Source organism: Mucilaginibacter gossypiicola (assembly GCF_900110105.1).
GTDB lineage: Bacteria > Bacteroidota > Bacteroidia > Sphingobacteriales > Sphingobacteriaceae > Mucilaginibacter > Mucilaginibacter gossypiicola.
In genome coordinates, this window is record NZ_FOCL01000003.1 from 328,385 (window position 1) to 347,085 (window position 18,701).

General features: G+C 39.5%; 17 protein-coding genes and 2 tRNA genes. 13 read left to right on the forward strand and 6 right to left on the reverse strand.

Annotated elements, in window-relative coordinates:
* Positions 1-8: 8 nt before the first annotated feature.
* The 10 genes from BMX50_RS11085 (at position 9) to BMX50_RS11130 (ending at position 11,953) form a co-directional block, all read left to right on the forward strand.
* Positions 9-812, forward strand: coding sequence for a phytanoyl-CoA dioxygenase family protein (locus BMX50_RS11085; protein WP_091210589.1), 804 nt, complete (start codon positions 9-11; stop codon positions 810-812).
* 31 nt (positions 813-843) lie between these two features.
* Positions 844-1,818 (forward strand): hypothetical protein, encoded by a 975-nt coding sequence (locus BMX50_RS11090; protein ID WP_091210590.1) that lies wholly within the window; start codon positions 844-846, stop codon positions 1,816-1,818.
* A complete protein-coding gene (locus tag BMX50_RS11095) occupies positions 1,815-2,321 on the forward strand; it encodes a GNAT family N-acetyltransferase (RefSeq protein ID WP_091210591.1) in 507 nt (168 codons plus the stop codon). Before BMX50_RS11090 ends, BMX50_RS11095 begins: the two co-directional genes overlap by 4 nt.
* Positions 2,322-2,348: 27 nt before the next feature.
* Complete coding sequence (locus BMX50_RS11100; RefSeq protein ID WP_091210592.1) at positions 2,349-3,371, forward strand: GNAT family N-acetyltransferase; 1,023 nt, start codon at positions 2,349-2,351, stop codon at positions 3,369-3,371.
* Positions 3,372-3,395: 24 nt separating this feature from the next.
* The gene (locus BMX50_RS11105; RefSeq protein ID WP_091210593.1) at positions 3,396-5,348 is read left to right on the forward strand and encodes a polysaccharide biosynthesis protein; all 1,953 of its coding nucleotides are present in this window, start codon (positions 3,396-3,398) and stop codon (positions 5,346-5,348) included.
* Positions 5,349-5,529: 181 nt separating this feature from the next.
* A complete protein-coding gene (locus BMX50_RS11110) occupies positions 5,530-6,975 on the forward strand; it encodes a PAS domain-containing protein (protein WP_167667872.1) in 1,446 nt (481 codons plus the stop codon).
* Between the two features lie 603 nt (positions 6,976-7,578).
* Positions 7,579-8,016 carry a helix-turn-helix domain-containing protein gene (locus BMX50_RS11115; RefSeq protein ID WP_091210595.1) on the forward strand — a complete coding sequence of 146 codons (438 nt, stop codon included), beginning with the start codon at positions 7,579-7,581 and terminating at the stop codon, positions 8,014-8,016.
* 189 nt (positions 8,017-8,205) lie between these two features.
* The gene (locus BMX50_RS11120) at positions 8,206-9,657 is read left to right on the forward strand and encodes an MBOAT family O-acyltransferase (protein WP_091210596.1); all 1,452 of its coding nucleotides are present in this window, start codon (positions 8,206-8,208) and stop codon (positions 9,655-9,657) included.
* A gap of 3 nt (positions 9,658-9,660) precedes the next feature.
* Positions 9,661-10,614: a hypothetical protein gene (locus tag BMX50_RS11125; RefSeq protein WP_091210597.1), complete on the forward strand. Its 954-nt coding sequence runs from the start codon at positions 9,661-9,663 to the stop codon at positions 10,612-10,614.
* A gap of 217 nt (positions 10,615-10,831) precedes the next feature.
* Entirely contained in the window at positions 10,832-11,953 is a 1,122-nt protein-coding gene (locus BMX50_RS11130; protein WP_091210598.1) for an alpha/beta hydrolase, read from the forward strand.
* A gap of 76 nt (positions 11,954-12,029) precedes the next feature.
* On the opposite strand, the gene BMX50_RS11135 is transcribed toward BMX50_RS11130, so the two are convergent.
* Both BMX50_RS11135 and BMX50_RS11140 read right to left on the reverse strand, forming a co-directional pair.
* A tRNA-Pro gene (locus BMX50_RS11135) sits at positions 12,030-12,103 on the reverse strand.
* A 96-nt stretch (positions 12,104-12,199) separates the two neighbouring features.
* A tRNA-Pro gene (locus tag BMX50_RS11140) sits at positions 12,200-12,273 on the reverse strand.
* A gap of 392 nt (positions 12,274-12,665) precedes the next feature.
* Between BMX50_RS11140 and BMX50_RS11145 the strand changes: the two genes are divergently transcribed.
* Positions 12,666-13,199, forward strand: coding sequence for a DinB family protein (locus BMX50_RS11145; protein ID WP_091210599.1), 534 nt, complete (start codon positions 12,666-12,668; stop codon positions 13,197-13,199).
* Here BMX50_RS11145 and BMX50_RS11150 read toward each other — a convergent pair.
* Positions 13,173-14,585: an MFS transporter gene (locus BMX50_RS11150; RefSeq protein ID WP_091210600.1), complete on the reverse strand. Its 1,413-nt coding sequence runs from the start codon at positions 14,583-14,585 to the stop codon at positions 13,173-13,175. The genes BMX50_RS11145 and BMX50_RS11150 overlap by 27 nt on opposite strands.
* Positions 14,586-14,710: 125 nt before the next feature.
* On the opposite strand from BMX50_RS11150, the gene BMX50_RS11155 reads away from it, so the two are divergent.
* On the forward strand, positions 14,711-15,199 hold the full coding sequence (locus BMX50_RS11155) for an Lrp/AsnC family transcriptional regulator (RefSeq protein ID WP_091210601.1): 489 nt from the start codon (positions 14,711-14,713) through the stop codon (positions 15,197-15,199).
* 177 nt (positions 15,200-15,376) lie between these two features.
* Positions 15,377-16,468 (forward strand): pepsin/retropepsin-like aspartic protease family protein, encoded by a 1,092-nt coding sequence (locus tag BMX50_RS11160; RefSeq protein WP_091210602.1) that lies wholly within the window; start codon positions 15,377-15,379, stop codon positions 16,466-16,468.
* 27 nt (positions 16,469-16,495) lie between these two features.
* On the opposite strand, the gene BMX50_RS11165 is transcribed toward BMX50_RS11160, so the two are convergent.
* The 3 genes from BMX50_RS11165 to BMX50_RS11175 are packed head-to-tail and all read right to left on the reverse strand — an operon-like array spanning position 16,496 to position 18,697.
* Positions 16,496-17,212: a LytR/AlgR family response regulator transcription factor gene (locus BMX50_RS11165; protein ID WP_091210603.1), complete on the reverse strand. Its 717-nt coding sequence runs from the start codon at positions 17,210-17,212 to the stop codon at positions 16,496-16,498.
* A complete protein-coding gene (locus BMX50_RS11170) occupies positions 17,209-18,222 on the reverse strand; it encodes a sensor histidine kinase (RefSeq protein WP_091210604.1) in 1,014 nt (337 codons plus the stop codon). The genes BMX50_RS11165 and BMX50_RS11170 overlap by 4 nt, the downstream gene beginning before the upstream one ends.
* A gap of 55 nt (positions 18,223-18,277) precedes the next feature.
* Positions 18,278-18,697 (reverse strand): c-type cytochrome, encoded by a 420-nt coding sequence (locus BMX50_RS11175; RefSeq protein WP_091210605.1) that lies wholly within the window; start codon positions 18,695-18,697, stop codon positions 18,278-18,280.
* Positions 18,698-18,701: the final 4 nt, after the last annotated feature.

Below are 18,701 nucleotides of genomic sequence, written 5' to 3' on the forward strand. Positions count from 1 at the left end.
TACAATACATGAGAAATATACTTAATTACGGAGACAGGCATTTTGAAGATTTCCGCGTTGCCATGCGTGATTATGGGTGGGTTATTTTTGAAAATGCTTTAGACAATGATTTTGTTGCAACCATTAATGAGGATTTAAAGGAAGCGTACGTTAAACGACGAGCCATACAGGAAAAAAACGGAATAAGTGCCAACATGGCCGGCACGCTTCACCACCTTGTTGAAAAGCACAATTTCAGCCTGCCGTTTATTGAGAAAATGTATTGCGCAGATGAGATAGCTTATTTTTTAAGCGGGAATTATATATTGAATGGGTTTAACGCTGTAATACACGCACAGCAACAACACCCATACGTAAGTAACATGCACCGCGATGTACGCACCTTTATGGGCGATACCAAATTACTGGTGCAAATGATAGTTACCCTCGATGATTTCACTACCGAAAACGGTGCTACTTATTTTTTATCCGGCTCTCATAAAACGGACATCAAGCCTAACGAAACTTATTTTTACGAACAGGCAGACAAAGCAGTAACCCCAAAAGGTAGTATTATTCTTTTCGACTCGAACATATGGCACGCTGCCGGCGAAAACAAAACGATCAAACAACGCCGGGCATTAACACTGGGTTTTACCCGCCCGTTTATTAAACCACAAATGGACTATCCAAGGGTTTTAGGATACGACTTTATTGATAAGCTTAGCGCTGATCAGCGGCAGGTGTTGGGTTATAACTCACGTATTCCCGAAAACCTGGACCAATACTATCAGCCCATTCATTTAAGAATGTATAAAAGCGATCAGGGATAACAACTTTATTTTTCACATTCAATTTACGGTCATGCAAAAAAATAAAGCCGCTTTAAAGCCCATAGGCGGGTACTTAGAGCTGGAACTGCCCAAAGGAAACGAATACTACCCCGATTTGGTTCATTTAAACACAGGGCGCAATGCGTTAGAGTACATACTGATACAAAAAAAATACCACAAAATTTATATCCCTTATTTTACCTGCGATGTGCTGCTTGAGCCAATTACACGAACAGGCGTGCAATACCAGTTTTATCATGTCGACCGGCAGTTAGATCCTATCATCGATTTTGATATCGAACACGATGCCTGCTTTTTGTACACTAACTACTTTGGTATAAAACAAGCAAAAGTAGCGGAGCTTAGCGGCAAGATCAAAAACCTTATAATTGATAATTCGCAAGCTTTTTTTTCGGAACCCCTTGCCGGTGTTGATACATTTTACTCGTGCCGAAAGTTTTTTGGTGTTCCGGACGGCGCTTATTTAAGTATTAAACGAAAGCTTCCTAAAAAGCTGCCCGTAGATACGTCAGTGCACCGGTTCTCGCACCTGATCAAAAGTATAGATTCGGGCATAGAAGCCGGATACTCCGACTATATGAACAACAATAAAGACCTGGAAAATAACGAGATCAGGTCAATGTCGTTATTAACTCATAGAATACTCTCAAGCATTAACTACAACGAATGTGTATTTGTGCGGCAACGAAATTTCAATTTTTTACATAAGCATCTTGCGGAATTTAACCTGCTTAAGTTTGAAGCCACCGATGAACACACGGTACCAATGGTTTACCCCTTTTTAACTAACGACCGACATCTGAAGGTCCATTTGATACAGAAAAAAATATACGTTGCAACCTACTGGCCAAATGTATTTAAATGGACCAAAAAAAACACCGACGAAAACTACCTGGCCCAATGCCTGGTACCGTTACCGATAGATCAGCGGTATGATCTTCAGGATATGTTCAATATGTTAAATACGTTAAGACTTTTTTTATGACCATTTCAGTTTACATACGCCCCCTTGTAATAGAAGATGCGTTCACATCTTACGCCTGGCGCAATGACCCGTTAATATGGGTATACACCGGTTACAAACCTACTCATTACATCAGTTCAGAAATTGAAACAGCCTGGTTACGTGAAAAACTCGCCAGGCCCGACCAGCTTAGATTTGCCATTTGCGTTAAAGAGCTTAATACTTACATAGGTAATATCCAGTTACTGGATATTACTGATCGAGATGCAGAACTGCATCTGTTTATTGGCAACAAACTTTACTGGGGCAAGGGCATCGGTTACCAGGCAACAGTACAAATGATACGACATGGCTTTTTGATCAAAGAACTGGAGGAGATCTATTTAAAAGTTCACCCGGCAAATATTGCTGCTATCACCGTTTATGAAAAGGCAGGGTTTGAAATTACAGGTAAAAAGAACGACCTGATCATGATGAGCATCACTAAAAGTAAATTTGTTTGCCTCCAAAACCAGGAGGTTTAATTTTCTATTTCCTAAACTTTAAATTCAATGATTAAGATTTTTACCCTTCTCAATAAAGAGGAATGGATTTCTTATGTGGGTAATTCGGCCGAATATGATTTTTATCATACGTGGCATTACCATTCACTTGAAACAGCCGGTGATCCTGTTCTTTTTGTATATGAAGAAGCTGACACCTACATAGGCTTTCCATTACTACAGCGAAAAATTCCCGGATCTGATTACTGTGACCTCACCTGCGTATATGGATTTTCGGGTCCGTTTTCAAATCAAAAATTTGATGAGATAGATGAAGTGCTGATGGAAAATTTCAAAACCGCTTTCAGTAATTTCCTGGTAAATGAAAAGTATGTATCTGTTTTTGTAAGGCTGCATCCTTTTTATAAGCAGCAAAAATTGTTAGAGAAATTTGGAGGTATCCACGAAAACGGTAAAACGGTGGTATTTGACCTTTCACTTACTATTGACGAGCAGCGTAAAAAGTACAGGCAGTCAACAATGGACGCCATTAAGCACGCGTGGAAAAGAGGGTTCAGAGTAGAAGATGAAACCAATACCGGCCTAAACACCTTTGTTGAAATTTATACCGAAAACATGAAACGAGTGGGCGCCAACAGCTACTACCTGTTTAATGAAAAATACTTTTCAGAAATATTAAATACCTCCGAATATGAAGCCCGCCTGCTAACTGTTTACGACAAAGATATCGCAATTGCAAGCACAATAATATCGTTTACAAACGGCATTATTCAAGCTCATTTAGTAGGTGCCCGTGCAGAATATTTACATCATAGCCCAACCAAATTCCTGGCCGATTGCATAACGCAGATAGGTAGAGAAAAAGGCATGAAGTATTACAACCTGGGCGGTGGCCTTGGCTTTAAGAACGACAAGCTCTTTGACTGGAAATGTGCCTTCTCCGACTTCCATCTTGATTTTAAAACATGGAGATATATTGCCAATCCCGAAATATACCAAAAGCTTTTACAGGATAAGGGCATTGAAGAAAATGCCGAAGTTGACTTCTTCCCGCTGTACCGATACGCCTAAGACGAATACCTAAATAAACCAGTTATGATATACCTCAAAAATTTGTTGTTCCAGGATAAATTCCATTCAAGATGGCTAATCCTGGTAATTGACCTGATGGTAGTTTTGTTATCATTGTGGACATCACTATATTTTAAAAACCGGCTTCAGTTTGATCCCATAAGCGTTTACTACATGATGTTTTACTGCGTTAATGCGGTGATGATTTTTATGATCATGAAAATCCATACATGTATTATACGATATTCCAACACGCGGGATATGATGCGGATTTTAATCACTGTACTGGCAAGTAATGTTACATTCCTCCTCTTTTACCAATTGTTTTTTGCTTTCTACCTGAAAATCGATGTTAGAGGATTAGTGGATGTACTGCTGATCAACTTCTTCATCACCTCTTCTATGCTGATGTGCATGCGTATAATAATCAAGGATGTTTTTAAATACATTGAGGCAACAAGCTATAAAGTTGAAAAAGAAAATGTATTGATTTACGGCTCAAACGAACCTTCTATCCTCATTAAAAATGCTCTTGAAGCACAAAAAGGGTTTATGCTCAATGTTCAGGGCTTTATTGATACCGGAGTTGACAGAATATCAAAATGCATTGAGCAAAAGCGGGTTTATCCTATAAAATCAATTGATCTGTTAAAAAACCGTTATGATATTAAATCAATGCTGATAACATCTGAAGACATAAAAATCGACGGAAAAAGAAAGGCTGTTGAAAAATGCATTGAGCTTGGCATAAAAGTAATTGTTGTGCCATCATCAGATCAGTGGATAAATGGAAAACCAAACCCCAATCAGTTTAAAGACTTAAAAATAGAAGACCTGCTTGAGCGTAAACCCATAAAAATCTGCAATGAGCATATTTTAGATGAAATTAAGGGTAAAAGGATCTTGATTACGGGTGCCGCAGGTTCGATAGGTTCGGAGCTGGTTAGGCAGGTATTAATGTATAACCCGGAGTTTGTTGTGTTATGTGACAGGGCCGAAACCCCGCTGCATGACATACAAATGGAAATTGAAGACGGGTTATATGGAAACCGTACCAGGGTGTTTATTGCTGATATACAAAATTCGGGGCGTATAAAAACGCTGTTCAACTTATACAAGCCTCAAATTGTGTTCCATGCAGCAGCTTATAAGCATGTGCCAATGATGGAAAATAATCCAACCGAGGCTATTTTAACCAATGTATGGGGTACAAAAAACCTGGCCGATATCTCGATTGAATTTAATGTAGAAAAGTTTGTGATGATATCAACAGACAAAGCAGTACGCCCAACAAACATTATGGGAGCGTCAAAGCGCATTGCCGAAATGTACATTCAATCATTAAACAACCTATTGTTTGAAGAACATTTTTTTAACTCCGATCCATCAAAAGGTAGTCAAACCCGGTTTATTACCACCCGGTTTGGTAATGTACTTGGTTCAAACGGTTCAGTGATCCCCCGCTTTAAAGCACAAATTGAAAAAGGGGGCCCGGTTACTGTTACCCATCCTGATATCACCAGGTATTTTATGACAATACCCGAAGCTGTACAACTGGTGCTTGAGGCCGAAGTAATGGGTAAGGGTGGCGAAATATTTCTGTTTGATATGGGTGAGCCTGTGAAAATTACCGACCTGGCTGCCAATATGATTAAGATGGCAGGTCTTGTTCCGGGAAAAGATATACAGATTGTTTATACAGGCCTGCGCCCGGGCGAAAAATTATACGAAGAATTATTAAACGCGGAAGAAGAGGTAATACCAACTTACAATAAGGACATCAAGATCTCAAAAAACATCCCCGTAAGTTACACTAAGATCAACAATTTAATAAAGGACCTCTTAGAACTTAACCTGCATAATGAAGTGGACTTAATGGTATCTAAAATGAAAACCATACTGCCCGATTATATCAGCAATAATTCGCAATATGAAAAGCTCGACATAAAATTGATTGATAAACAGATGGCAAATTAATTTTTTGTAATTTTTATATAACCTGTGTCATATCTTATCAATAATAATTTGCAGATTTAAGCAAATTATAACCTAAAAACTCATCCGCCTTAAGATGGGTAAAGCCGATGAGTAATATTTTTTAAGAGGGAATCTTATGTCCTTTGATCTGAATTCTAATTTTTTTGAAATAGCATTCAACGTGTCGGAGCACACTGAGGCTATGCTTGCTTATTGGGATAAAAACCTGATTTGCAGGTATGCCAATAAAGCTACGGCCGATTGGTTTGGCATAACGCCGGATCAAATGATCAATAAATCCCACCTTTCAGATATTTTAGGTACCTTATTCGATGTGCAACTTCCGTATATTAACGGTGCCCTTGCAGGTAAAATACAGGTTTTTGACCAGGTAATCCATTTGTATACAGGCAAAGCCAAAAATGTACGGGTCACTTACCACCCCGACTATATTAATGGAGATGTAAAGGGGTTTTATGCGCACATGGCAGATATCAGCCCGTTAAATTCCAAACCGGTTGATGGTGAATTACGGGTAGAAGAACTGCCAGAGTTTTTAACACAAAATGACCAGTTGCTTGAAAATGTAGCTAAAACGCTAAATGAAAACCTGTTTACCGGCTTTCCAAGCATTTCTGCACTTTCAAAAAAGCATTTTGTATCCGAATCAAAATTAAAAAGAGATTTTAAGCAGAGCTTTGGAAGAACCATTTTCTCTTATTACCGGTATCTGCAGATGGAAATAGCAGACAGATATATAAGAGAAAAGCGCTGCAATAAAAATCAAATGGCGGTAATGCTAAATTTTTCTAACCCGTCAAACTTTTCGGCATGTTATCATAAATATTTAGAAGAAAAATCGGCAATTCAGGAAACTGAACACCCCCAGCAAGAAAACATCAATCATTATAAAACACTGATTGAAGAAGCCCCTATTACTATAGCCATGTTTAACAGCCAGATGCAGTTTATCGCTGTTTCAAAAAGCTGGATAACCGAATATAATCTTCAAAACACAAATTTCATTAATAAAAGTGTATATGAAATATTGCCATCTACAAAAAAGAAATGCGAAAAGCTGCATCTTCATTGTTTAAAAGGCAACATATATCAATGTGATGGGCTATTGTTGAGAAAAAACAATGGTATCCGCTGTTGGTTGAAATGGAATATTTATCCATGGTTTACCCCATCGGGAGAAGTGGGCGGCTTATGCGTGCACACCGAAGATATATCTAAAATCAAACTGATTGAAAAAGAAAATGAACGAGCGGTCAGGCTTCTGAAAAAAGCCGATACCATCTCAAAAATTGGCACCTGGACCCGTGATATGCTTACTCATACAACGCAATGGGACAAGGTTATACAAAACATTTTCGAACTGCCGGATCATTTTATACCCAATATGAAGGCCGTTTGGAAATTTGTAAAAGAAGGTAAAAATCGAATTATAGTAAAAAAGGCGTTGAGAAATTCATTGAAATACGGAAATCCATTTGATATTGAAGTTGAAGTAATAACCGTCGGCGGCAATTTAAAACGAATAAGAATAATTGGCTACCCCGAACTTCAAAACAATAAATGCAAAAAGCTGTCTGGAATACTTTTTGATATTACCCCGGTTTGATCAAAAAAAGCACCTTATCTGGTAAAATTCACCACACTTAACATCTGCTATTGCCAAAATTTCTTGCAACTGAAAAAAAATTTATCGGCATTTTGCCGTCTTGCGAATTAATTTGTCCTAATAGCGAATAGTTGTAAATTTATCTTATTTTGAAATAAAATACACCAAAAAGAAATCACATTAAAATGATACTATATTGAATGGGCAAAAGTTTAATTACTTAACTATCACTCACAAAAAATGAACAAAATGGATGTGCAAAAAAAAGAGATATTCTTATCCGTGTTAAATAAGTATCAGTTATCACCCTCTACAGGTATAATTTGGCCTTTTATAGGTTGAATTAAAAAAGAAGTATACATATTTTTATTACGTAAACAACAAAACAAAGGTTTCAAAAAAATTACTTTTTGTTTACACGTATAAAAAGTAGGGTAAAGAATATTAACGCCAATGAACAACCTAAATCTAAATTCATGATTAAAAAAAGCCGAAACGGATATTTATTGCCTTAGATATCCATAAGTAATATGCAATTACGATAACCTAAATTTAATTTATGCTAACCAATTAAAGTTGACAACCTAATTTCAATCTAATCTTATGCACAGCAAAGTTTATTACCCTATTAGCTCATATATCAATAATGATCAAAGATCAATTGGTATTAATGACACTCAAGATTTACATTTTGGTAAAATTGTAGAGCGAATTGTTAGACGCGACCATATGGGGATAAGTGAAATCGCCCGGAAGCTAAATGTAAGCAGACGAACCTTATATAATTGGTTCAACACAAAAAGGCTTAGCTTTGATATCATCTGTCAGATAGGCATTGTTATAGAGCATGATTTTTCAAAGGAATTTCCAAATGAATTTGCCCTGAGATTTAACTCGCCTAATGCTGAAAAAGATATTGAAGCTCATGAGACAAAAGATGCCCCTCTTGATGCTATTTATTATTGGATGGACAAGTACATAAAGCTGCTTGAAAAATTCAACGAAGCATTGCGCAATGAAAATACATTAAAACCTGAGTAACATAAAAGTTATTTATATCGATTAAATCCAGTACCTATTTTATTTATTTGATGTTATTATAAGTTGATTGCTCCCAACGGCGATTGACTTTTCTATTGTCATTTTTTTACATCTACCTATTTCCTGCCTCCATACCTAAAAAACATCCTAAATCAACCTGTTTTAGCTGTTCCTATAATTTCATATGCCATGCTTTTCAATTCATTTGGGTTCGGAATATTCCTGATTGTAGTTTTTGCGCTTTATTGGTTTGTATTTAACCGGAAACTGCAGCAGCAAAACTTATTGCTAATGGCGGCAAGCTATTTCTTTTATGCATGCTGGGACTGGCGTTTTTTGTTTTTGCTGATATTTTCAACCCTGCTGGATTATTTTACCGGGTTAAAAATGTACCAGGCAAAAAACCAGAAGCTCAAAACCTTTTGGCTTTGGTTAAGCATAACCATAAACCTGGGCTTTTTAGGTGTTTTTAAATATTACAACTTCTTTGCATCATCACTCGCCGCAGTATGCGCGGATATCGGCATTCATTTAAGCCCGTTTACACTAAATGTGATTTTACCGGTTGGTATTTCCTTTTACACCTTCCATGGCTTATCATATGTAATTGACGTTTATAAAGGCCGTATTAAAGCCGAGCGAAACTTTATCGACTATTCCCTGTTCGTTAGTTTTTTTCCGCTTTTGGTAGCCGGGCCAATTGAACGGTCCACACACCTGTTGCCCCAGGTAAAAGCAACAAGGAAATTCAATTACCAGGAGGCCATTAACGGCCTCAGACAGATGCTTTGGGGCTTGTTTAAAAAAGCCGTCATAGCTGATCAGTGTGCAGACTATGCCAACCTGATATTTGCCAACAGCGCCCATTATACGGGCAGCACGCTGGTTTTAGGCGCCATATTTTTTGCATTTCAGATCTACTGTGATTTTTCCGGTTATTCGGACATGGCCCTTGGCATCGCCAAACTCTTTGGGTTTGATTTACTCAGAAACTTTGCATTCCCTTATTTTTCGCGGGATATGGCCGAATTTTGGCGCCGGTGGCATATCTCGCTGTCATCATGGTTCAGAGATTATCTGTACATACCCCTGGGGGGCAGCAAAACAGGCACCTGGCTCAAAGTACGGAACACCCTGGTAATTTTCATCGTTAGCGGTTTCTGGCACGGGGCAAACTGGACGTTTATCATTTGGGGGTTCCTGAACGCTCTATTCATTCTACCCTCAATCCTGTTAAAAACCAACCGTAATCATCTCGAAATCGTTGCTAAAGGCAATGCATTGCCAACACCCCGAGAATTTATGCAAATGGTGTTCACGTTTATACAGGTGCTTTTTGCGTGGATCTTTTTCAGGGCCGACAGCGTTACACAAGCGTTTAAATACATTGGCGGCATCTTTTCAAAATCACTTTTCTCGGTGCCTCAATTAGATGTTGGCAAAGAGCAACTGCTTGAGGTTATCCTGCTTATTATCACTTTTATTATAGTGGAGTGGCAGGGCCGGGAAAACCAGTATGCCATAGAAAAATTAACCTGGTTAAGGAGACGAGGGTACAGATTGGCATTCTATTACACGCTAATCATTGTAATATTTTTATTTACAGGTAAAGAGCAGCAGTTTATTTATTTTCAGTTTTAAGCCATGCACCGTTTTTTAGTCAAAACCGTAACATTTGCCCTGGCAGGTTGCCTGCTCGTATTGGCAATAGCCTTAATTCCGGGCTACATGGTAAGCAGGTTTTCAAAGTTCACTATAAAAAAAGATAACACCATTGTCATCTTCGGTCATTCGCATTCTGAGTGTGCTTATGACGATACGCTTATACCCAAGCTTACCAATCTTTCCCATTCGGCCGAATCTTATTTTTACACTTTTCAAAAAGTAAAAAAATACCTATCGCAAAACCCGCAGGTAACAACCGTTTTAATTGAGTTTTCAAATAACCAGATTGCTCCCAAAATGGATGAGTGGACCTGGGGGTACACTTATATGTCGAACATGTTTCCGCAATACGCATCGTTTATGGGAGTATCCGATTTTAAGTTACTTGCTCAACACAATTCAAAATACTTTATGAATTGTATAGGCATAGCAGCCCGCAGCAACCTCATTAAGGCTCTTTCATTCAACTATAATTATACGGGAAAAACCGGAGGTTATTTTAAAATAGAAGGCACCAAGCCCCTGCCTTCTATTAATCCTGCAGGCCAAAACATTAAAGCTCCGGCAAATGAAAGCACTATATCAACAACCAACATTCAATACCTGAGAAAAATAATAGATTATTGCGCCAGCATGCACAAAAACGTCTTCCTGATCAGGAGTCCCCAGCATCCCTTATATGAATACCGAAGTAACGAGGCTGAGTTTTCATCGATCCGCCAACGTTATTTCAGCGATATAAAGTTTCTCGACTTCAATAATTTTCCGCTCAAAAACGATGAATTTGCTGATTTTGGTCATCTAAATTATAAGGGAGCTATAAAATACTCAACATACATAAACCAACAAATCAATAACGGGATGCTTGCCCCGCCCCCAACACATTCACTAAAATCATTTGAAAACAAGCAGTTGATAACCATTAATCACTAATAGCCAATAACAAACAACTAAACTATATTAATATGCCCGGTACAATTTGCATCGGGCTTTTTTGTACCCAAACTATTATTACAGACAACATTGATTCTCATTTGCTGCTTTCGTCGCCTTTATCGGAAGCAAATCAGTAGGTTAATTCGTAATATTCGGTTGCAAGTTTTAATTTTAGACGTATCCTAAATAATCACCCCCATAAAATCAAACCAAAATGAGGCTAATTAAAATATACAATCGCCCCTGGCTGTTGGGTATATTACTTTGCACAATTTGGAGTGCAAACCCAACCATAGCCCAAATACCAATCCGGGATCCGCATACCCCCGGGTATGTTGCAGCTACGGAACTGCCCGACGGAACCAATCCATCGCCAAATTCAATTGGCAACTTTATAATCGGGCCCACACATACCCCCTCGCCCGAATCAATGGTACAAACCAACGTTCCGCAGGGTACAATATACCGGTTTACCATTAATTCTAAGGAAAGCAAAATTTATCCCGGCATTGCCAGGGAAGCAAATACATTTGGAACACCAGATCCCGCTAATCCGGTCAAGCTCATCGTTACAACAAGTCACCCAGCCCCCTATACCCGCCAGGTAGCGGTATATGTTCCTAAACAATATGTCGCCGGCACCGAGGCGCCATTCATCATTGGCACTGATGGCCCGGACGATTTGCTCTTTACTGTCTTAAACAATCTTATCGCTGAAGGAAAAGTGCCACCTATGATTGCCATATCAATCGGTAACGGTGGCGGCGATGCACAAGGTAGCCAACGGGGGCTTGAATATGATACCATGAACGGCAGGTATGCAGAATTTGTAGAAAATGAGGTACTACCGCTTGTGGAAAACAAATGCCAGGTAAAACTAACAAAAGACCCCGATGGCCGCGCTACCATGGGTGGCAGCTCTGGCGGATCATGCGCTTTGATCATGGCCTGGTTCCATCAGGAGTGGTATCACCGGGTGCTCACCTATTCGGGCACCTATATCAACCAGCAATGGCCCTATAATCCCGAAACACCACACGGCGCCTGGGAGTTTCATCAACACCTGATTGCCAGAAGCCGGCCAAAACCATTAAGGATCTGGCTGGAAGTGGGCGACCAGGACCTTCTTAACCCAAACATTATGCGCGACGGCATGCATGATTGGGTGCTTGCAAACGAAAATATGGCTAAAGAGCTTGCCGCAAAAAGCTATCAATACCAGTTTGTTTTTGCCCGAAACGCCCACCATGTAGACAATAACGTTAAAAAGCAAACGCTCCCGGAAGCATTAGAATGGCTTTGGAGAGATTATCACTCGGTACACGCGGCAAAATGATGAGTCCCGGATAAATTGAGATGAGCCAAAACAAAAAAGCCCTGACTTTCGTCAAGGCTTTTTATTTTACCGGTAGTCGGGATGGCAGGATTCGAACCTGCGGCCTCCACATCCCAAATGTGGCGCGATACCGGGCTACGCTACATCCCGTTTGGCTTTCGCCGGGTATTATGATTCTTCCAATCAGAAAATAAAACCCTCTAAACTTTCAATTTAGAGGGTTTTTGACACTTGGTATCGCTTTTGTCGGGATGGCAGGATTCGAACCTGCGGCCTCCACATCCCAAATGTGGCGCGATACCGGGCTACGCTACATCCCGTCTTCCCTGATTGGGTGTGCAAAAGTAGGATTTTAAATCAAGTTGCAAAATTTTTTTTTAAAGATTTTTCACATCAGTATATAATTTACTCATTAACAAAATATTGCCTTAAAATAAACTCTTCATGATTTTTCAAGGCATACTGAAAGTCCTCTTTTCATCATATAATTTACTACGAATTTAAATTGATCGTCATTGTTACAACCAAAAAGCTTTATGGTTTTTAGGCTCTATTTAAGGATGACTCAGGCAATCGGTTTTCATTGGGCAAAAGGAAAAGCTAAGACTTTATTTTTCACAATGGCGCAAAACCACCCCAATTATGGCACAAACGACAAGGTGTAATTTTTGATTTTGCGTGGAGATTTGTATAAACCAATCTTTAAAACGTCATGGAAAATCAAACCACCACCCATCAAACCGATGCCCGTATCAATTTACTGACAGTATTTGAAAATACTGCCGGTAACCTGTTATCAACTATTGCACTATTTAATGAGCAGCAAATAAATATATCCTTATCCGCCGATAGCTGGTCTGCAGGACAGATTGCCGAACACATTTTTAAATCAGATTCACAACTTGTTCCGGTACTTAACGGAGGCGCAAAACCTGCAGAAAGAAACCCCGCAGAAAAGGTAAAAATGATTAAAGACCTGTTTCTTGATTTTGAGGCAAAATTCAAATCAGCACCGGAGATATGCCCGTCAGATGGGCCACATCAAAAACACCAGATTGTCGAATTATTGCAAACTGCGATCTCCGAGGTTAGGGATGTAATTAACTCCCAAGATCTTTACGCGATTAGCACCGACCTGGTAGTGCCCTTTTTTGGTGAACTTACCCGATTGGAGTGGCTGTACCTTATTTGCTATCATACCCAGAAACACATTCATCAGTTAAAAAACATCAGGCAGTCTTTGTGATTCACTTAATGCCATGTGCGTGTTTTTGGCAGTTGAGTTCACAAGATAAATAATCAACCATAACAAACCTATCAAAGCATAGCCACTCAGGATAATAAGTGATAAAGCACTTACCGATGCCTCGTGCTTACCGCTTTGCATAAACAGCGTGAGTATAGATAAGCCAACACCGGCACCTAAAAAGTAAGTTGTAGTACCAAGACTTGAAGCCAAGCCGTAGTGCTGCTTGGGGATATTTTTTACAGCCAGTACCGATAAGCTTGTAAAACAGATGGTCATGCCCAGGCCGGATATAAATGCGGCGGATAATAGCAGTAAAAGAAGCGAATGGCCTGCAAACACCGCACAAATTAAAACCAGCCCACCGGTTAACATGCAGCTCATGCCCAGCAATCCGGTTTGTTCGGTTGTTAAGCGCTTCATGATACCCGGTAGCATAAACTTAGCTACAATGGCCGATAACAAGCTAAACGGAACAAGCAACAACCCGGCTTTTGCCGCGCTATAATGCATATCCTTTTGCAGCAACTGGGATATTATAAACAAGTATCCGGTAAAAAAAGCACCCAGTAAAATAAATACGCCATTTGCAGTGATGACCGATGGCGCTTTAAAGACCGACAGATCAATGAGTGGATTTGCACGACGGGTTAAACGTACATATAACAGCCTCGTGCAAACTATAACCCCAACGGCACATAGCAAAATTACAGATCGTTGTTGTTGGATATCTGCAAGTTGATGTACACCGTAACTAAGCATCAACAAGCTCATCACCAATAAAACGCCCGAAAACAAATCGGGAGTTGATTGCTTTTGTTCAGGCGCATCGTTAGCAAGGTAAACCCAACCTACAACGACTACAATGGCAAGCACTGGCACATTGATCAGAAACACCCAATGCCAGCCCATATAAGTACTAATGATTCCGCCTGCCGACAGGCCAATGCCCGAACCAACTGCCGCAAACGAACTGAAGATCCCTATTGCTTTGCTCCGCTCCCGCTCTTCGGTAAAAGTATGCGTTATGATAGAAAAGGCCGAAGGCATAATCAGCGCTGCTGCCAGGCCTTGTATTGCCCTCGATAAACTAAGAAACGCGAAAGTGCCGGCCAATCCTGCACTCAGCGAGGTTAACAGAAATAATGCAGCACCGGCAATAAAGATCTTCTTTGGCCCCATAACATCCGACAGCTTACCACCAATGATGAGGAACCCGCCATATAACAATACATAAAGTGTTTGCAGCCATTGAACCTGGTCGTTACTTACCATAAACTGCCTTTGAATTGCCGGAATAGTGAGGTTAATAATGGCGATATCCAGTGCCTCCACAAATATGGCCAAAGAGGCTATCATGAGGATATTGTTCTTTTTCAATGACATAATCTTAAATTTTGTCCTTTCAAAATTATGTTAATAGAAATTAATAACAATATTTATTATAATTTTAGAACATAATATCAATTTAATCAAAATCAAAAGAACAAACATCCAATCAACATAGCAACATGGCACTTCAAACAGAACAAGAAAAAACGATTATCCAGCTTGATGAAAAGGATTACGAAATATTACGGCTGGTTGAACGGAACGCCAAGCTTACCGTTAGGGAAATTGCTGTTAAAATAAACCTGAGCCCAACGCCTACGCACGAGCGCCTTAAACGCCTCGAAAAAGCAGGGGTTATTAAAAACTATACCGCCATTTTAGATAAACGCATGCTCAATAAACGCATTATGGTTATTTGCATGGTAACCCTGCGCGAACACAGCCGTAAAGCAGGCGCCGATTTTATTAATGCCGTACTGGAGTTTGATGAGGTGATTGAATGTTACAACATATCGGGCGATTTTGATTTTATGCTCAAAATTGTTTCCGAAAGCATGGACAGCTACCATTACTTTTTTGTAAATAAACTAAGCGAGGTAAAAGGAATAGGCCATTCCAAAAGCACATTTGTAATGGATATCATCAAAGAAACCAATCATTTACTTTAAGCACAAAACAATAGTAAGGCTCCCAATCCGTTTATATGTCCGGATAATTAATCGGTTCAATGTCCTGTTTTATCGATTCATTAACCCGGCTTATTAAATTGTTATCCTAACTTTAATGCCAACTAAAACTGTTATTTTATCGTATTTATTACCAACCGGGTTTTACAACGGCCATATATGACTACAAAACATTTACTGTTCACATCCAAAATTATTGGTTGCTTTTTAATAACTGTTGCTTTTTTTTCCTGTAAAAAAGAGAAATCAACACCTCAAACACAAATAACCCCTGTTACGCTTGGTTTATATGAATATGTAAGCGGCATAAACAAACGGATTTTTTTGCCAATTACACAGGTGGGTACAAAATCTGTAACTTATTATAGTGTATTTGATACCGGTTCATCGGGCATGACGCTTGATGCCACAGATATCCTGCCGGCATCAATGATCACATCGTCGGGTATCCAGGTTACCGGAGATTCGGTTGTTGTAAACGGCATTACCGTAACCAGCACCAAGGGAACGATAAGCTTCGGCGACCAGCTTAGCTCTACCAAAGAATATGGTAATTTGGCCTATGCCAACATCACTATAGGCGATGCTCAGGGCAACCTTGCATTAAAAAGAGTTCCGTTCTTTTTGTATTATAAAATAATTGACGAAACCGGCGCCAAATTACCGGCTCATGCCAGCGATGTTTTTGGCGTTGGGCCGGGTACAAGTTATGTAACCAGCTTAATTCAAAGCCCGTTAAGAGCTTTTGACACTGGCACCAGTCTTACAAGTGGATTTAAACTGGCTACATTAAACAAAAGCATGTTCTCAACCAGCGGCACCTATGTAACCAACCTGTTAACCATCGGCTTAAACAACAGCGACTTGTCCTCGTCTGGATTTATCATGCACCCGCTCAGTTATTCAAGCAGCGGGGGGTACTCGGCCAATATACCGGCAACTATTGAATATAATGGGAATACAATTTCCGGACAGATCCTATTTGATACCGGAACCCCGTCAACGACCGTTATTGAAGACAGGCTGGCAACCACCTCTGTAGGCGACCTCCCTGCAAACTCAACAGTAACAATAACTACCAATAAGGGCTTCGTTTACACGTATACAACATCAAGTACCGGAAACCTTACAGAAGTGCAAAACCCCAATAACACCGGCGACTACCGCACCATTTTCAGCCTCGATTTTTTCCTCAGCAACGAATACTTAACCGATTACAGCAATCACCAAATCGGGTTAAAAAATAATTAATGCTTTAATATGATAAGGGCAGGCATTTTACCTCTTAAAAAGCCTGCCCTTTAAAAGCCTATCCATTACATCGTCATGAAAGCTCAAGCCTATATTGATTTTGGCACCATTAATATTGAGCATGTTCCCTTCAATGTTATTGATCATATCTGTATTAACAACGTAGCTTTTATGTACCTGCATAAATTTATCGGCAGGTAATTTTTCTTGCAAGCCTTTAATGGTAAGGTAAACGATTAGCTTTTTATGAACAGTATATAGCGTAACGTAATTGGCCATAGCTTCAATGTAAACCAGCTCATCATACAGCACCCTTTCAATTTTGCCGTCGCATTTAACATAAAAATGGTCTGCTTCGTTTTTTTCGGGCGCTACCTTTTCCCTCAATGTTTTTAACTCCAGTGCTTTTTGCGATGCTTTCAGAAAGCGCTCGAGCGAAAACGGTTTTACAAGATAATCAACTACCGCCATCTCAAACCCCTCAAGCGCATATTCCCCATAAGCCGTTGTCATGATCACCATTGGCAACGTTACTGTAGAGCGAAGGAATTGAAAACCATTCATCTTAGGCATATTAACATCAAGAAATATAAGATCGATATCCAGCTTATTGATTAGGCCTATAGCTTTTAATGGGTTTTCGGCAGTGCCTGATAATACTAAAAAGTCGGTTTCTTCAATATACTCCTGCAACAGCTTTCGCGCTATGGGCTCATCATCTATAATAAGGCACTTAAGTATCATATATCCAGTAATACTAAATTTATTTCAAAACTATCGCCGCTATCGGTTATCTCAAGCCGGTGCTTTTGGGGGTAAAGGATCTCAAGTCGCCGTTTAGTATTTGCAATTCCCAGCCCTGATGAGTGCTCATCCCGGCCCAGGAAACTATCCTTGGTATTATAAACCCTGAAATGCAGGTTATCCCCTTCCTGCTTCAGGCTTATATCAACCTTATTTATCCTACTTTCATTAAATCCCACATACTTAAAGGCGTTTTCTACAAATGTTATAAATAACAGGGGCGCCACATAAATCTGCCCCTTAATATCATCGGCACATAAATTAACCACCACCCTTTCGTCAATCCTCCCCTTTTGAATAGCTATGTAATTACGGATATAGTTAAGCTCCTTGCTCAGGTCAATTTGTTCAACATTACATTCATATAACTGGTAACGCAGCATTTCTGAAAATACCAGCAGCATATCCCGTGCATCCTTATTAGCCTTATCAATATGCCCATATATGGAATTGATTGAGTTAAACAAAAAATGAGGATTAAATTGTGCTCTTAAAAAGTTAAGTTCATTAGTAGCCCGCTCCTTTTCAATCTGTTCAATATAAACGTGCGAACGCATTTTTTCGATGACCATTTGAGCACCGAGAATACAAACCACCCAAAAGAGGATATTAATAAATGAATCGGCAAAAACGGAAAGCGTGTTAAACTGCGTATTCAGTTTAAAAACATGAATAACAACCCACGCCGATACAGGCACTCTTAAAAGGGCGGTTATCAATACCCCGGTTATAAAAACAAGACCAAACTTTACATATTGCTTTTTATTGAGGAGATGCGGAATTGCATAAAGCGTATTGAGGTAATAATTTGCCGATATAAACACCAGGTAACAAAACTGGATGGTTATGGCGTGAGTTAACACCAGCGTACCGTTCCTGAAAATAAAGATCCAGAAAAGATACGCCAGCAGCCAAAATGCTATATGATATACAACTTTGTTGAATTTCAATTTTCAGGATTATTTAATCAGGTTGTTATACATTGATTTACAAAGCAATTTACAATTAATTATTACCCGCGACACCATTAGGAAATGCCTGCCCCTTATGACAGGTAGTACAGGAAACCACCAGTGCAGGGTTGCCTATGTTAACATGTTTAAGCTTAAAATACTTTTTATTGATCCCTATGGTCATCCGCATCATTTGACGGGCTATCTCTTTTTCGGGCTTAGTATCGCTTACAAAATCAAGCCCGTGACCATCCTTTGCATTGGCATGGCAAAAACCGCAGGTTACACCAAGCCCGTCTTCAAAATCATCGGCCATAATACTTTGCAGATCATGCGGGCTGATATCCTTGGGCAATACCTTCAGGTTTTGATAACGCACAGTTTCGGGTTTATTGGCTATTGTGGCAGTACAGGTTACAGAGGCTCCTAATACCGCAATAACACAAAGCTTCCTGTTTATTTTAACATTCATAACC

Bases quoted from the DNA above. Each gene is read 5' to 3' on its own strand.
- BMX50_RS11160 (WP_091210602.1), top strand. From the start codon at position 15,377: ATGACTACAAAACATTTACTGTTCACATCCAAAATTATTGGTTGCTTT.
- BMX50_RS11095 (WP_091210591.1), top strand. From the start codon at position 1,815: ATGACCATTTCAGTTTACATACGCCCCCTTGTAATAGAAGATGCGTTC.
- BMX50_RS11085 (WP_091210589.1), top strand. From the start codon at position 9: ATGAGAAATATACTTAATTACGGAGACAGGCATTTTGAAGATTTCCGC.
- BMX50_RS11105 (WP_091210593.1), top strand. From the start codon at position 3,396: ATGATATACCTCAAAAATTTGTTGTTCCAGGATAAATTCCATTCAAGA.
- BMX50_RS11120 (WP_091210596.1), top strand. From the start codon at position 8,206: ATGCTTTTCAATTCATTTGGGTTCGGAATATTCCTGATTGTAGTTTTT.
- BMX50_RS11150 (WP_091210600.1), bottom strand. From the start codon at position 14,585: ATGTCATTGAAAAAGAACAATATCCTCATGATAGCCTCTTTGGCCATA.
- BMX50_RS11100 (WP_091210592.1), top strand. From the start codon at position 2,349: ATGATTAAGATTTTTACCCTTCTCAATAAAGAGGAATGGATTTCTTAT.
- BMX50_RS11145 (WP_091210599.1), top strand. From the start codon at position 12,666: ATGGAAAATCAAACCACCACCCATCAAACCGATGCCCGTATCAATTTA.
- BMX50_RS11155 (WP_091210601.1), top strand. From the start codon at position 14,711: ATGGCACTTCAAACAGAACAAGAAAAAACGATTATCCAGCTTGATGAA.
- BMX50_RS11165 (WP_091210603.1), bottom strand. From the start codon at position 17,212: ATGATACTTAAGTGCCTTATTATAGATGATGAGCCCATAGCGCGAAAG.
- BMX50_RS11090 (WP_091210590.1), top strand. From the start codon at position 844: ATGCAAAAAAATAAAGCCGCTTTAAAGCCCATAGGCGGGTACTTAGAG.
- BMX50_RS11130 (WP_091210598.1), top strand. From the start codon at position 10,832: ATGAGGCTAATTAAAATATACAATCGCCCCTGGCTGTTGGGTATATTA.
- BMX50_RS11175 (WP_091210605.1), bottom strand. From the start codon at position 18,697: ATGAATGTTAAAATAAACAGGAAGCTTTGTGTTATTGCGGTATTAGGA.
- BMX50_RS11115 (WP_091210595.1), top strand. From the start codon at position 7,579: ATGCACAGCAAAGTTTATTACCCTATTAGCTCATATATCAATAATGAT.
- BMX50_RS11125 (WP_091210597.1), top strand. From the start codon at position 9,661: ATGCACCGTTTTTTAGTCAAAACCGTAACATTTGCCCTGGCAGGTTGC.